Raw genomic sequence first — 14,224 nt, 5'->3', positions numbered from 1 at the left:
CCGCCCCGGTTCCCCCGGTCCCCGCGCTCGGTCACAGGCCGCCCGGCCCCGAACTCCAGCGCTCAGGCGCCCTCGGGCCGCCACACATAGCGGACGTCCGGCTCCCGCTCCTCGTTCCCCATGCCGTCGGTGTGCTCGACGGCGACGAAACCGTGGCGTTCGTAGAAAGCCCGGGCCGGGGCGTTGATCTCGAAGGTCCACAGCGCCAGGCCGCCCGGCCGGCGCTCCTTGGCCAGCGCGACGAACCGCCCGCCGAGTCCGCGCCGCTGCCAGGAGGGGGCGAGGTACAGCTGGTCGAGTTCGTCGCCGGCGAGGACCATCACCCCGACGACCGTTCCGTCGGCAACCGCCACCCACGTCTCCCGGTGCGGCACCACGATGTCCCGGAACCAGGCCCTGACCTCGTCGTCCCCATGGGCCCGGCGCACGGAGGGCAGTGCCGCGCCGTACGAGCCGAGCCAGACCTCCGCGGCCGCCGCCGCGTCCGCGCCGACCGCGCGTCGTATCACCACGTCTGTGTCATGAGCGTCGTGCACACCGTTCGTCTTCACGAGAGCACATCGTCCCGGTGACGGGCGGCCCGCCGCATCCCGGTTTCCGCGGGAGCAGCCGGCGTTCGACCCTTACGAGACACCCGCCCCAGCCGGCGGGACCTAAGCCGTGAGGTGATGGCCGAGAAGGGCATGGGGATCGGCGTCGGCATCCGCCCCGGCACAGGCTGTGTGGTCGATGTGGACGGTCGCCGCGACCAGCCGGGGCACGGCGTGGAGGAGCGCGTGCTCGGCCGCGACCGCCCGCTCATGGGCCCGCACCACGCTCAGCTCGGCGTCCACGACGATGTCCACCTCGGCCCGCAACGCGTGCCCGACCCAGCGCATACGAACCTGTCCCACCTCACGCACCCCTTCCACCCCGTGCAGCGCCCGCGTCGCACGGTCCACCAGCTCCGGGTCGACGGAATCCATCAGCCGCCGGAACACCTCGCGGGCCGCGTCCCGTAGGACGAGCAGGATCGCGGCGGTGATCAACAGCCCGACCACCGGGTCCGCCGCGGGCCACCCGAGCGCGGCGCCACAGGTGCCGAACAGCACGGCGAGGGAGGTGAAACCGTCGGTCCTGGCGTGCAGACCGTCGGCCACCAGGGCCGCCGAGCCGATCCGCCGCCCGGTGCGGAGGCGGTACCGGGCCACGCCCTCGTTACCGGCGAAGCCCACCAGGGCCGCGGCGGCCACGGCCCACGGATGATCGAGCGGACGGGGATGCGCCAGGCGGGAGAACGCCTCGTAGGCGGCGAACGCCGACGAGGCGGCCACGGTGAGGACGATGACGACGCCCGCGAGGTCCTCCGCCCGGCCGTAGCCGTAGGTGTAACGCCGGTTCGCCGCCCGCCGCCCCAGCACGAAGGCGACGCCCAGCGGGACGGCGGTCAACGCGTCCGCCCCGTTGTGGATCGCGTCCCCGAGCAGCGCCACGGATCCGGACGCCACCGCGACCGACGCCTGGACCAGCGATGTCACGCCCAGGACCGCCAGCGACCACCACAGCGTGCGCATCCCCTCACGGGACGCCCGCAGGGCCGGATCGGTCCGTTCCGCGGCGTCGTGGTGGTGGGGAGTGAGCAGGTGGGCCGCCCGGTGCCGCGCGCGCCGGGCCCGGCCGGCGAGAGAACCGGGGCGGCGACGGCCGGCCCGCGGCGGGAGCGGGTGCGGCGGATGGTCATGGCCGTGCGCGTGAGCGTGGGGACCTGCCATGAGGCTCACCATGGCACGCGGTCCCGATTGCGGCTACAGCCGTCGTACCGCCGCCTGTCAGGTGCGATGTACCGGCAACTGCGACCGGGCGGCGTCAACGAGCGTCGGGGGAAGGAGACGGCGACGGGCGACCGTTCGAGGCGGCGCGCGCGGGACCGGGTGCGCCGCCGGAGTGCAAGGAGGCACCGGAGTGCGAGGAGGCACCGGAGTGGCCGCTGTGGGTGGCGAGTGGGTTGGGGACGGGCAGGTAGCGGGGGTCCGTGCCGTCCGCGCCGATCCAGCGGGAGAGCAGGTTCGCCTTGCCGGGGAGGGTGGACGAGGCCAGCAGCGGACCGATCTCGGGGAGGGCGGGGAGGCCGGGCAGCGCGTGGAAGCGCTCGAACTCGTCACGTGCCGCGTCCCACAACGCCGTCCCGGACCAGGGGAAGCGGTGCGCGAGAGCCCCCGCGATCTCGCTGAGGTTGTTGACGACGAGGCAGTAGGCGAGGCGCCGCCACGCCGGGGCGCGCGGAATCTCGTCGAGCGCCTTGGCCCCCTCCGCGTCCCGGAACACGGCCTGGACCGGTGTATCCCGTGGGTCCACGGCGATCAGCGTGTTCTGGAGGTGGCACTCCACGACGACGCCGTACCGCGCGAACGCCTCCAGCACGGGCGGCACGACGCACCGCACGTACGCCGTCCACCAGCGCAGGGGGTCCGTGATCCGGTCGAGGGGGTTGCCGTCGAACCCCTCGGCGAGTGCCGCGGCGAGGACGGCGGTCGTACCGGGCAGCAGGTGCCGGGACAGCCCGTCCCGGACGAGGACGGCACAGGTCTCGAAGAGGCCGTCCACCGTGCGGTAGCAGCGCTCGCTCAGCCAGGCCGCCGGGCCGCCCATCGCCGCGAAGGCGGCGGTGACCAGGGGATCGGTCCGGCGGACGTGGACGAGCTCGTGGCGGCGCATACGGCGCACGTCGTTCGTGATCTGGACGTCCAGGCTGAACTTCAGGAACAGGTCCCCGGCGGCGGGCGAGGGGACGCCCGGCGGCCGGGGCTCCACCGGCACCGGCGGCCGGCGCGCCCCCACGCGGCGACGGGGCCCCTCCCGGCGCCCCGGGCCTCCCTGGCCACGGCTCTCCCCCGGCACGTACACCGTGCGCACCGAGGCGGTGGGCCGGGCCTGCCGGGCCGTGTGCCCGAGCCGGATCAGCCGCCCGTCGGCGAACGCCGCGCGCATCTCCGGCCTGCCGGCCGCGAGTTCGAGCTGCCAGGGGTGGGCGGGGAGGAGCCGGTAACCGGGCGGCGCCTCGCCCAGGACGTCCAGCGCGCGGGTGTCGCCGTCCTCCACCACCGCGTCCTCGCGGACGCCGAGCAGGACGAGTGGGAAACGGGCGTACGCCTCGGGCGCGTACCGCAGCCAGGCGGCGGGCGGACCGCCCCCGCTGCGCGCCTTCGGCGCCGGGTGGAAGGGATGCCCCATGACCAGCGCCTGCTCGGACCGCAGCCACGGGTCCTCGGGAGGCGCGGAGTGGGCCCGGGCCGCGAGCACCGCCTCCACCGCGGCTCTGCTGGCGGCCATCTCGGCGGGCAGCGCGCGGTTCGGCCGCCCGGTGGCGGCGCGCATCTCCTGAGCCGCGAGGGACACCAGTCCGGCGTGGGGCAGCGGCCGCCAACCCCGGCCCGTCCACAGCTCGGGAGCGGATGGGTGACGTCCGGCGCGCACACGCAACAGGCGACCTGTGGCGCGGAGTCGGTGGATCGTGTGAAGCGCGGGAAGAGCGGGGGACGGCGGCGGCGGAAGGGATCGTTCGGCGGGTGACGGCCGCCCCTCGGGCAAGGGCGCCGCGGGCGCCGGAGGGGCGTGCGACGACGCGGTGAGCGCCGCGGCACGGGCGACCGGCACGGGGGCCGCGGGCGTCACCGGCGCGTCCGGTGGCACGGCCGCCGGCACGCCGTTCACCGCGCCCGGGCCCCCGCCCCGCGCATCGCCCGGCGGCCCGCTCGGGGAGACGGCGGGGGAGAGGGAGCCTGCGGCGTCGGGGGCGTCGGCAGGGTCGGCTGCTTCCCTGAGCAAGCAGTTGAGCAACGGCGTCACGGCCAGCGCGTCAGCGGCCCGGGTGAATGCATTCATCGGCCATCAGTATGTGTGGAGGGCGTTCCCCTGCGGTAGGACATGCGCGTGTGCCGGACCTCCGCCGAGCGAATCCTCGCCAGCGAACTCAGCGCTGTACGACCCGACTTGACGTCTACCTACAGCACGCTCCTCCCCGGCGCGAGGGCGTCCGTACTCACCCGCCTGTGGCGCGGCCTCGTCCACGAGCCGCTGCCCTGGATCACCCACCGCGCCGACGATGGCGACGGCGTGACCCTGCGCCTGTCCGACGGCCGACGGCTGCACGGCCCGCCGTCCGACCCCTGGTCGACGGCCACGACCGTCACCGCGCTGGACTTGGACGGCACTCTCCACGACCACCCGGCGCGGCTCATGGCCGATCTGTCGACCCGCCTCGGACTGCCGAACGGGCCGCGCTTCACCGCCGAACTGGACCACAGTGTCGCGTCGTTGGCCCTCTCCCGCGCCGCACGCCGCGAGCATGACGCGCTCCCTTCGCGAGGCCGGGCGTCGGCCTCCCCCTGGGAGTGGGAACAGTGGCCGACGGACGGCCATCCGTACCACCCCACCTGCCGCGCCCGGCCAGGTTTCTCGGCCGCCGAGCAGCTGGCGTACGCGCCGGAGCACCGGCCGACGGTGAGTCTGCGGCTGACGGCCGTGCCGGGCGGGACGGCCATCGGCGCGTGGCCGGATGAACTGCGTAAAGGCGACGCGGTGTTGATCCCCACCCACCCCTGGCAGGCCGACCACGTACTGTCCGGCCGGCAACCGTTCCCGGGCCCGGCGGCCCACCCCCTGCTGTCCCTCCGCACGCTCGACCTGGGCGGGGACGTGCACGTCAAGACAGCGGTGAGCACCCAGTTGACGTCAGCCGTCCGGGACATCTCGCCGTACTCCGTAACGCACGCTCTCACCACCTCCGAGCTGGCCGATCGCGTCGCCCGCGGGCTGGACGGACGGCTGCGCGTCGCCCGCACGCTCGCGGCGGCGGGAGACGGAACGGCCGACCTGGCGGCGGTGCTGCGGGAGTCGCCGTACTCGTACGGGAACGCGGCGGCCGGAGAGCGGGTCGTCCCGGTGGCCGTCCTCCCGGCCCTGCTCGCCTCGCACCCGCCCGAGGAATGCCTGACGCGCGCCCAATCCTTCGCCCACTTGGCGATCGGCGTCTGCCTCGACCTGCTCGACCTCGGAGTGGCCCTGGAGGCGCACGGCCAGAACCTCCTCGTGGTCGTCGACCGCGACGACCGCCCATTGCGCCTCGTCTACCGCGACCTCGCCGACATCCGCGTCAGCCCGGCGCGGCTGGCCCGGCACGGCATCCCGGCGCCCGCGCTGACCGGGCGGCTGCTGAACGACGACCCGGCCGTCCTCCGCCGGAAGGTCATCGGCTGCCTCGTCACCGGCGCCCTGGCCCCCGTGGCCGGCGACGCCTCCACCCTCGGCGCCCTGCTGCGTACCGCCGCCCGGTCCCTTCCCGGCACCCCGGAGGTCCACACTCTCCTCACCGGTCCGCTCCCCGCCAAGGCCCTCACCGCCATGCGCCTGTCTCCACAGCCCCACGGTGACCTGTGGACATACCTGCCCAATCCGGCGTGCGGGGACGGGACGACGCCGGTGGTCTGATCCGCCCCTCGACCACCGTGAACCCCATTGCCGACAGCAACCGCCCCTTCATCACGACGACCACGCCGGCGGCGCCGTTGACCAGGGCCGGGCGTCAGGCCTCGCTTCCCGGCCCTTCCGGCCCGGTCCGGTCCGGGAACTGCTCGGCGAGCACGAGGAGAACGAGCCGCGCCGGTCGACGTACCCCGCCACCGACTGCGGCGAGGAGGCGCGTACCGGCGGGACCGGAACGCCTGGGACGCGCGGTCCGGACGAGATCGACGCCGAGCCGACCTGGGGGACGCGGCGCCTGGGCCACCAGGGCTGCGGTACTACTCGTTGCTCGTCGTGACCGGCGAGGAGCGCGGCCTGATGTGGGAGGACGGACGCGCGGTCGGGGAGGGCCTGGTGCCCATGCGGCGGCGCGGGGCCGAGCGGCTGACCTTCGCCGAGTGGTACCTGGGCCGGCTCGACTGGGCCGAGCCGAAGATCAAGGCCGCGATGGGGGCGGACGCCGGGTGGGCGAGCGTGGAGTAGCGGGGTAGCGGGGTCTGCGCGTCGCCCTGGTGGGGCGTCGGACGGTAGGGCGCTCCGCCCGATGTCAGTGGGGACGCTTAGGGTGGATACGTCCTGCTCGCCGCCGACCTAGGGAGCCCGTGGGTGTGCTCGGACGCCGAAAGCGGGCACGAACGGGCCTCGCCCGCCCGCACGATCACCTCGGCCCGGCACGCCGTGAAGCGATGCCCGTAAACCGCCCGCTGCGCCAACGATGTGACGTCCCGTGAGGAGCCCGACATGACCGACTGGATCACCACCCCGATCGACGCCCGCATTCTGCGCGGCGCCCTCGAACTGGAGCGCACCGAACGCGGCCTGCTGCCCCACCGGTTGCCCGCCCCGGTCCGGCAGCGGTATCCGGACCCGCGCCTGTTGATGGCGGAGTCCCAGCCCTCCGGCGTCCGGCTGGTCTTCCGGACCGCGGCCACCGCCGTCGAGTTGGACGTGCTCCCCACGAAGGTCGTCTACCAGGGTCTGCCGCCGCGGCCGGCCAGCGTGTTCGACCTGCTCGTCGACGGCCGTCCGGCCGGGCGGGCCGGCGTGGACGGCGGCAACGTGCGGACGATCGACATGTCCGCCCAGACCTCCGACCTCACGCCCGGCCCCCACGGCACCCTCCGGTTCGACGGACTGCCCGGCGAGCCGAAGGACGTCGAGATCTGGCTGCCGCACGACGAGACGACGGAACTGGTCGCCCTCCGGACGGACGCGCCCGTGGAGCCCGTGCCCGACCGGGGCCGCCGGGTGTGGCTGCACCACGGCAGCTCCATCAGCCACGGTTCCGCGGCCTCCCATCCCACCGGGACCTGGCCGGCGCTGGCAGCCGCCCGGGCCGGCGTCGACCTGGTCAACCTCGGCCTGGGCGGCAACGCCCTGCTCGACCCGTTCGTGGCCCGCACGATGCGCGACGTGCCCGCGGACCTGATCAGCGTCAAGCTCGGGATCAACGTGGCCAACACCGACCTGATGCGCCTGCGGGCCTTCGCCCCGGCCGTCCACGGGTTCCTCGACACCATCCGCGACGGGCACCCCGACACCCCACTGCTGGTGGTCTCGCCCATCCTCTGCCCGGCCCAGGAGAACACCCCGGGGCCGCTCATGCCCGAGTTCGAGGGCAACCGGATGTCCTTCCGGGCCCTCGGCGACCCGTCGGACCCCACCCGCCTGACGCTCACCGCCATCAGGGACGAGCTCGCCCGCATCGCCGAGCAGCGGACGGCCGAGGATCCGAACCTGCACTACCTGGACGGCCTCACGCTCTACGGTGCGGCCGACTTCGACGAAGTGCCGCACCCCGACGGGCTCCACCCGAACGACGCCGGGCACCGCCGCATCGGCGAACGCTTCGCTGAGCGGGTCTTCGGCGCCGCCGGCCCGTTCGCCGCCCGGGAGGAGTGAGCGGGAACGTTCATGCCGTAGCCCGCGCGCGTCGCGGCCCTCACCTCGGGGGCCGGCCCCGGCGGCGCGGGCGGCCGGTCGTCACATCCACGTCGTGGCCGTGGCGACCACTTCCGCCTTGCGGGGCCGGTCCGGGTCGCCGTAGCGGATCTCAATACGCGGATTCCGGCGGGTGAAGTCGCTGTCGACCAGCCGGACCTGCCGCGGATCCCGCACCGTGCGCAGGACGATGTCGGTGTCGACGAAGAAGCCGAACTCGCCGCGCGCGGGCGCGTAGGCGAAGAACTCCCCGCCCTCGTACTGCCGCTTGAGGCGGTCCTCGGTGAGGGCGAGCGACCAGTAACCCACGCAGTGCCCCGCCGGGCACATGAAGCGGTACTCCGCCTTCAGGCCCTCCAACTCCATGGCCCGGAAGGGGTTCTCGTCGGCCTCGGCCATCCGCCGCACCGGGCCGGCGGCGGACTCGCTCGGGGCCGCGGACGAGTTCAGTGACGCGGACGAGTTCGGTGACGCGGACGAGTTCGGTGACGCGGACGAGTTCGGTGACGCGGGCGCCGGTATGGCCGCCCGGTGCGCCGCCGCGGACGCCGGAGCGCCCTGGGCGACGGTGAGGCTCAGCGCGGCGGCGGCCAAGGCGGGGGCGACGACGGCGCGGAGCGTGATGCGGAATGCCATGTCCGATCTCCAGTCCTCTGCGTGATCGATGCGTTGCGAGACGTGATCATCGCGGAGGAGGGAGCCCCGGGCAACGGGAAGGGGAGGAATCCGGCCGCCTCTGCGGGCCGGTTCAGACGATGCCCCGCAACGGGTTGTCGAGACGGACGAGGTCGACCTGAAGGATCTGCGCCGTGACGGTTCCGTTCATCCCGACGCGGGCCACACCTCCCAGGAGGTTCGAATCCACCTCGGCCTGAGCCGGGGCCGCGAGGGCGGCACCGCTCAGGCCGAGCAGCGTGGTGGCGGCGGCCGTCGCCAGCAGGCGATGGACGAAACGGGTGCCGCCGACGCGCGGGACCCAGCGGGTACGCGGGATGTGACGAGCGGGTACCGTGCGCCGACCGCGACAGCCGCTGCGGACGCACTGGCCGTAGCGAGCGTGGAGAGCACGGAAGACGCGGGACAGGTGAAGAACGCGAAGACCGCGCTGCATGGTGGGGCTCCTCTCGCGGCGCCGCCGGATCTTTCGTATGCCGCCCCGCCGGTCTGCCCCGGACCGGTGACCTCCACTCCGCCCGTACGCTGATGCGCCGGTTCCCACGCTTCCGCCCCCGGCGCACGCGCCCCTCACAAGGCGCCGTCACCACACCGGGCAACGGGCCGCACGCGTCACCCGCCCCCACCGCCCGGGCGGCTCAGGCGCCGCCGGTGCCTCCCCCGGGTCCCTCGCCGGGTGCCGCCGGCTCCCCCGCCTGCCCCCGCCGCGTACGGAGCGTCACACCGACCAGGCCTCCGAGCCCGACCCCCAGCGACAGACCGAGACCGATGTTGCCGAACAGCAAGCCGAGCGCGAGACCGACCGCCGACCCCAGGGACAAGCACAGCGCCAGCTCACGGTCCGGCGTCGACGAGCCGTCCCGTCCGGCGTCGCCACCCTGCGAGCCCTGAGGGTCCTGCGGCTTCCGGGAACTCTGCGACTCGTCCGGAGAGTTGGGGTTGTTCACGTGTCTTTCCGTCTTTCCTGGCCGTGCGCCGTCGAAGTGCCGCCCCCGAACGCGATCGCCGGGACGTGATCATCATCGCTGACGTACGGATTCCGGTCACCCCTCTCTCTCCTGTCACCCCAGGCACTGACACCCCCGGGCAACAGTCACCCCTCCCGTCCGCCGCCCTCGTCCGACGCCCGCCCGCGCAGGGCCAGCCGGGCCGGGACGAGGGAGGCGACCAGGGCGAGAACGAGGCACGTACCGGCGGCCGTACACGTCACCGCCCACGGGAGCCGGAAGGCGGGAACGGCCGCGCCGTCGATCCACCGGCCGCAGAGCCAGGCCGTCGTCGTCTGCGTGGCGAGGGTGACCAACAGCCCGAGGACCGTCGCCGCGGCCGTCGTCAGGACCGCTTCGCCGGCCACCATCCCGAGGATCCGGCGGTCGCTGCCGCCCGCGAGCCGCAGGGTGGCGAAGTCACGGAGGCGGTCGCCGGTGGACATGACCATCGCGTTGACCACGGCGATGAGGGCGTACAGCACCGCCGGCCCGAGGATGGCGGCGAGGACGACCCAAAGGTAACGATTCCGCGGGCTGTCGTTGCCGCCCGCCCACTCGGCGGCGGACGTCACCCGCACCCGGCCCCCGTCCTCTCCTTCTTCCACCGCCACCCCGTACAGCGTGGAGGAGAAACCGTTGTCCTCGGTGGACAGGTAGGCGGTGGTGGCCCGCAGGGACCGGTCGTGACCCGCCACCGCCGCGTACGGGACGAGCACCTCGGACAGGCTCAGCGGTGTACGGACGACCGCGACCACCCGCAGGGTCGCCGTCGTACCGTCGGCCAGCCCGGCGGTCAGCCGGTCGCCCGTACGCCAGTGCCGGCTCTTCGCGAGCCCCGCGGACACGGCCACCGTCCCGGGCCCCTTGAGGTCGGCGAGCGAGCCGGCCTCGGCCGGCAGCTCCCAGGCCTTGGTGATGTCACCGTCGATCACTGTGGCGGTGGTGACCATAGCGTCCGGCGCCGCGCCCTCGCCGCCCTCGTCGAGACCGGTCAGCGGAGTGTCGGCGATGGCGGTGACGTGCAAGCCCATCCGGCCGCTTCCGCCCATCCGGCCGAACGCACCCAGGCTGCCACGGTTCTCCGCCCCACCGTTCCCGGCCTCCCCGATGGCACCTCCTGCCTCCTCCGGCTCCTCGCTCCGGCTCGCGAACGCCTCCAAGGGAAACTCGGGCGGGATGCCGTCCGGGCCGTCCGCCTCGATGACGGCCTCCGCCCGCAGCGCCGCCCGCGTCTGCTCGTCACGCGCCTCGGCGAACGCGACGGCGGACCCCACGACGCTGCCGGCGAGGGCGACGACGAGGAAGGCGGGCGTGGCGGTGGAGACCGTACGGCGAACGGCCGTGAGCGCGTTCTGCCGGGCGAGCGGCCCGACCGCGCCGGCGGACAGCCGCACCGGCAGGGTGAGGAGCCGCACGAGCGGCGGGACCAGCAGCGGAACCATCAGCGCCACCGCCGTGATGGCCAGCAGATCGCAGGCCAGAGCCCAGTCCGGGAGGTTGCGCGGGTCGCGCAACCGCGGGTCCCGCCGCAGCGGTTCGGGCATCGTGGCCGGCAGCAGGGGGAGGGCGACCGCGGCCGCGAGGGCGAGGGCGGCCCACAGCGCGCGCCCGACCGTCATCCGTCCCCCGTCCACGACGACCCGGCCGAGCACTTCCGTCGGACGTACACGACCGGCCCGCCGGGCCGCGGCCCAGGCAGCCAACAGGGCGACGGCGGCCTCGACGGCGACGGCGGTCGACAGGGGGCCGGGCGTGATCGGGGCGGAGAAGCCGGCGGGAGCGACGCCGCGCCGGACGAGCCAGTCGGCGAGGAACGGCGTCAACACCGGTGCCAGCAGGGCTCCGCAGCCGGACGCCACCACCACGACCAGCAGCGCCTCGCCCAGCACCGGCCCTCCGGCCCGCCGGGGCGTGGCTCCGGCGGCTCGCGGCAACGCCGTCTCACGGCAGCGGGCGGCCACCGCGAACGCGAAGGCGGAAGCGACGACGAAGACGGAGACGAAGGCGGAGACACCCGCGGTGAGGATGAGCAGTTTCCTGAGCGAGGGGGCGGCGGGGTCGGGGCTCTTCACCTCCGCGGCGGCCTCGGTGAGCAGGCCGGTGGAGCCGATCAGCGCGACGCCGAAGGCGAGCGCGACGAACGATCCGACGAAGGCGGCCCACCGTTTACGCGGGGAGGCGGCGGCGACGGGGAGCAGGAGGACGCCGTTCACGCTCCGGCGCGGGGAGCCGTTGCCACCGCTCATTGGAGGCTCCCCGAGCGGCGATTCGCCGTCCCGAAGACCTCCGAGGCGTGGGCGCCCGAAATGCGGCCGCCCGGACCGCGAGTTTCGGCACCGCGCGTCTCCGCGGCGCCGGGCTCGTGGGTCACCAGGACGACGGTCCGGCGTACCGCCCGGCGGTCCGGGCGGTGTCCGGCGAGCCGGAGCGGGAGACCGACAGCCTGAGCCCCAGTCAGGGGCCCGAGGAGGTTGTCCACAGAGGCCCGGCCCGTATCCGGCCGGTCCCGCCCGGCGGCGCACTGGAGCGTTGTGCTCTTGCCGGAATCGGAAGGCCCCATGACGGCGGTGAACGTGGCACGCCCGAACGTCACAGAGACGTCATCGAGCGCGCGGACGGCGGACGAGGCGCCTGCGGCGCCGTACGTCTTCCCGACTCTTTCCAGTGCGATGGCCTCGTCGGTATGACCACCGGACGACGGGACGGCACGGCGTGGCATGATCCCCCCCGGGATATCGCGTCGACGCCCCGCCCGGTGACAAGACGCCAACCGGTCCTTCTCTCGCCGACCCGCGCCATTATGCGGAGCCTCGATCGTCTTTTCGACACCCAGGCGGGCCCACTCTCGGCGGCACCCTGTCCACACCGGGTTGTCTGAGGGACGCCGACACCCACGGCCCCCGGCGGAGGAGAAGCGTCCGTTTCGTCACCGGCTGCGGACACACGGCAGCCCCCGGTGCTCCACTCCGGATCGCGAACCTGGGCCGTCACCCACTGTTCCGATCCCGGGAGGGGCTCTCCCGGGGGCCTGGCCAGTCGACGAGATGGGGGTCACTCGGGCCGATGAACGTCTTCATCGACGGTGCGGCTCTCACCGTTGGCTGGTCTATCTCCAGTCTGCTCTCCCTCCCCCCAGAGTCAAGAGGTAACAAAACCCACATACACCGCACCACCTCCCACCAGAACGCCACCAGAAGCCTCCCGGGCCACACCGGCCCCTCCCCCGTCCTCCCCGCCGCCCGGCCGAGCACAGGAGGCCCGCCGACACCACAACCCGGGTGAATCCTCACTCGTACGAGGCGACCTGACGACCAGGACGACCTCTTTCGGTGTGCATCCGGATACTCTCCGTACACCCGTGCCCGGCCCGGTACGGCTCGCGAACCACCGGAACGCGGCCGGAACCACCGCGTTCCGGTGGCCGCCGTACGCCGCACGCCCACCTGTCTGCCACACAGAGGGACCTGCCGATGGACAACAGCCGCCTGCTCCGTACCTCCGGCACCCTGGCCGCCGCCGCGGCCCTTCTGCTCTCCGCCCTGGCCGCCGGTGGCCCCGGACCGGCCGCGGCCGCGCCGAGAGACCGTGACGAACCCGGCGGGGCGGTCCACGCGACCGCCTCGGACACCGTCGGCACCACCGAGACGCACGACACCGCCGCCACCACCGACGCCGGCCTCCCCTCGCTCGCCGAGCCCCTCCGCCCGTACTACAGGCAGAAGCTCCGCTGGCACTCCTGCGGCGGCGGGAAGAGCGCCGGCTTCGAGTGCGCGGACCTGAAGGTCCCGCTGGACTACTCCGTCCCCCGCGGCGGGGACATCACCCTCGCGGTCTCCCGCAAAAAGGCCACCGGGCCCGGCAAACGCCTGGGCTCCCTGCTCCTCAACCCGGGCGGCCCGGGCGGCTCGGCGATCGGCTACCTGCAAGGCCACGCGGCGGCGAAGTACCCGTCGGCCGTCCGGGCCCGCTACGACCTGGTCGCCGTGGACCCACGCGGGGTGGGCCGCAGCACCCCCGTCACCTGTCTGTCGGACAGCGAGATGGACGGCTACGCGCAGTCCGACCCCACGCCCACGAACGCCGCCGAGACCCGCCGCTTCGTGGCGAACCTGAAGAAGTTCGCCAACGGCTGCGCGAGCCGATCCAGCAGGATCCTGCGGCACGTCTCCACCGTCGAGGCGGCCCGGGACATGGACGTCCTGCGGGCCCTGCTCGGCGACGGCAAGCTGCACTACGTCGGCGCCTCGTACGGCACGTTCCTCGGCGCCACCTACGCCGAGCTGTTCCCCTCCCGCGTCGGCCGTCTGGTACTGGACGGCGCTCTGGACCCGTCGCTCGGCCCGGAGCGCGTCAACCGCGAGCAGGCGGCCGGGTTCCAGACCGCGTTCACCGCCTTCGCCCGCGACTGCGCACGACACTCCGACTGCCCGCTGGGCACCTCCGGGGTGACGGACGCCGGAAACCGCCTGCGGTCCTTCCTCGCGGGCGTCGACGCCCACCCCCTCCCCACCGGCCAGCCCCGCCGGCTGACCGAAGGACTGGCGACGACGGGCGTGATCGCGGCCATGTACGACGAAGGCGCCTGGCCCGCCCTCCGCAAGGCCCTCGCCCTGGCCGCCAACGGCAACGGCTCCGTGCTCCTCGCCCTCTCCGACGCCTACTACGAGCGGAACGCGAGCGGCTCCTACTCCAACCTCATGGCCGCCAACGCCGCCGTGAACTGCCTGGACGCACCCTCCGCCTTTCACGGCCCGGACGACGTCCGCCAGGCACTCCCGGCCTTCCGCAAGGCCTCACCGGTCCTCGGCGAAGCCCTCGCCTGGGCCTCCCTGAGCTGCGCGTACTGGCCCACGCACGCCACCGGCCACCCCCACCGCATCACGGCCCGCGGCGCGGCGCCCATCCTCGTCGTCGGCACCACCCGGGACCCGGCCACCCCGTACCCCTGGGCCCGCGCCCTCGCCTCCCAGCTCTCGTCCGGCCGGCTCCTCACCTACGACGGCGACGGCCACACCGCGTACACCCGCGGCAGCTCCTGCGTCGACTCCGCGATCAACTCGTACCTCCTCACCGGCACTCCCCCTCGCTCCGGCCTCCGCTGCTCCTGACCCCTCTCCCCC

The 14,224-nt window shown here is 74.1% G+C and carries 11 protein-coding genes and 1 pseudogene; 4 read left to right on the top strand and 8 right to left on the bottom strand.

Features of this window, described 5'->3' with window-relative positions; all coding sequences use genetic code 11:
• Nucleotides 1-62: 62 nt before the first annotated feature.
• From ACSNOK_RS21130 to ACSNOK_RS21120, 3 genes are all read right to left on the bottom strand, one after another.
• Nucleotides 63-512, bottom strand: coding sequence for an N-acetyltransferase family protein (locus tag ACSNOK_RS21130; RefSeq protein WP_436782301.1), 450 nt, complete (start codon nt 510-512; stop codon nt 63-65).
• 141 nt (nt 513-653) lie between these two features.
• The gene (locus ACSNOK_RS21125; RefSeq protein ID WP_436782300.1) at nt 654-1,751 is read right to left on the bottom strand and encodes a cation diffusion facilitator family transporter; all 1,098 of its coding nucleotides are present in this window, start codon (nt 1,749-1,751) and stop codon (nt 654-656) included.
• Nucleotides 1,752-1,845: 94 nt separating this feature from the next.
• Nucleotides 1,846-3,861 carry an IucA/IucC family protein gene (locus ACSNOK_RS21120; protein ID WP_436782299.1) on the bottom strand — a complete coding sequence of 672 codons (2,016 nt, stop codon included), beginning with the start codon at nt 3,859-3,861 and terminating at the stop codon, nt 1,846-1,848.
• Nucleotides 3,862-3,903: 42 nt separating this feature from the next.
• Between ACSNOK_RS21120 and ACSNOK_RS21115 the strand changes: the two genes are divergently transcribed.
• The 3 genes from ACSNOK_RS21115 (at nt 3,904) to ACSNOK_RS21105 (ending at nt 7,401) form a co-directional block, all read left to right on the top strand.
• A complete protein-coding gene (locus ACSNOK_RS21115; protein ID WP_436782298.1) occupies nt 3,904-5,466 on the top strand; it encodes an IucA/IucC family protein in 1,563 nt (520 codons plus the stop codon).
• 318 nt (nt 5,467-5,784) lie between these two features.
• Nucleotides 5,785-5,982 (top strand): hypothetical protein, encoded by a 198-nt coding sequence (locus ACSNOK_RS21110; protein WP_436782297.1) that lies wholly within the window; start codon nt 5,785-5,787, stop codon nt 5,980-5,982.
• A gap of 258 nt (nt 5,983-6,240) precedes the next feature.
• On the top strand, nt 6,241-7,401 hold the full coding sequence (locus ACSNOK_RS21105) for a GDSL-type esterase/lipase family protein (protein ID WP_436782296.1): 1,161 nt from the start codon (nt 6,241-6,243) through the stop codon (nt 7,399-7,401).
• Nucleotides 7,402-7,482: 81 nt separating this feature from the next.
• On the opposite strand, the gene ACSNOK_RS21100 is transcribed toward ACSNOK_RS21105, so the two are convergent.
• From ACSNOK_RS21100 to ACSNOK_RS21080, 5 genes and pseudogenes are all read right to left on the bottom strand, one after another.
• Nucleotides 7,483-8,076: a hypothetical protein gene (locus ACSNOK_RS21100; RefSeq protein ID WP_436782295.1), complete on the bottom strand. Its 594-nt coding sequence runs from the start codon at nt 8,074-8,076 to the stop codon at nt 7,483-7,485.
• 112 nt (nt 8,077-8,188) lie between these two features.
• Entirely contained in the window at nt 8,189-8,551 is a 363-nt protein-coding gene (locus ACSNOK_RS21095) for a hypothetical protein (RefSeq protein ID WP_436782294.1), read from the bottom strand.
• A gap of 202 nt (nt 8,552-8,753) precedes the next feature.
• Nucleotides 8,754-9,062, bottom strand: a complete 309-nt coding sequence (locus tag ACSNOK_RS21090; protein ID WP_436782293.1) for a hypothetical protein — start codon at nt 9,060-9,062, stop codon at nt 8,754-8,756.
• A 146-nt stretch (nt 9,063-9,208) separates the two neighbouring features.
• Nucleotides 9,209-11,350: an ABC transporter permease gene (locus ACSNOK_RS21085; RefSeq protein WP_436782292.1), complete on the bottom strand. Its 2,142-nt coding sequence runs from the start codon at nt 11,348-11,350 to the stop codon at nt 9,209-9,211.
• 149 nt (nt 11,351-11,499) lie between these two features.
• A pseudogene (locus tag ACSNOK_RS21080) lies at nt 11,500-11,823 on the bottom strand (ATP-binding cassette domain-containing protein); the annotation flags it as partial.
• Between the two features lie 751 nt (nt 11,824-12,574).
• On the opposite strand from ACSNOK_RS21080, the gene ACSNOK_RS21075 reads away from it, so the two are divergent.
• A complete protein-coding gene (locus ACSNOK_RS21075; RefSeq protein ID WP_436782291.1) occupies nt 12,575-14,212 on the top strand; it encodes an alpha/beta hydrolase in 1,638 nt (545 codons plus the stop codon).
• Nucleotides 14,213-14,224: the final 12 nt, after the last annotated feature.

This window comes from Streptomyces sp. URMC 126, assembly GCF_051386555.1.
Classification (GTDB): domain Bacteria; phylum Actinomycetota; class Actinomycetes; order Streptomycetales; family Streptomycetaceae; genus Streptomyces.
The sequence above is the reverse complement of the archived record's forward strand: the minus strand, read 5'-3'. Positions and strand labels throughout refer to the sequence as shown.

Excerpts from the sequence above, each read along its gene's own strand:
- ACSNOK_RS21100 (WP_436782295.1), bottom strand. The coding sequence starts at position 8,076 with ATGGCATTCCGCATCACGCTCCGCGCCGTCGTCGCCCCCGCCTTGGCC.
- ACSNOK_RS21105 (WP_436782296.1), top strand. The coding sequence starts at position 6,241 with ATGACCGACTGGATCACCACCCCGATCGACGCCCGCATTCTGCGCGGC.
- ACSNOK_RS21085 (WP_436782292.1), bottom strand. The coding sequence starts at position 11,350 with ATGAGCGGTGGCAACGGCTCCCCGCGCCGGAGCGTGAACGGCGTCCTC.
- ACSNOK_RS21095 (WP_436782294.1), bottom strand. The coding sequence starts at position 8,551 with ATGCAGCGCGGTCTTCGCGTTCTTCACCTGTCCCGCGTCTTCCGTGCT.
- ACSNOK_RS21120 (WP_436782299.1), bottom strand. The coding sequence starts at position 3,861 with ATGAATGCATTCACCCGGGCCGCTGACGCGCTGGCCGTGACGCCGTTG.
- ACSNOK_RS21125 (WP_436782300.1), bottom strand. The coding sequence starts at position 1,751 with ATGGCAGGTCCCCACGCTCACGCGCACGGCCATGACCATCCGCCGCAC.
- ACSNOK_RS21075 (WP_436782291.1), top strand. The coding sequence starts at position 12,575 with ATGGACAACAGCCGCCTGCTCCGTACCTCCGGCACCCTGGCCGCCGCC.
- ACSNOK_RS21115 (WP_436782298.1), top strand. The coding sequence starts at position 3,904 with ATGCGCGTGTGCCGGACCTCCGCCGAGCGAATCCTCGCCAGCGAACTC.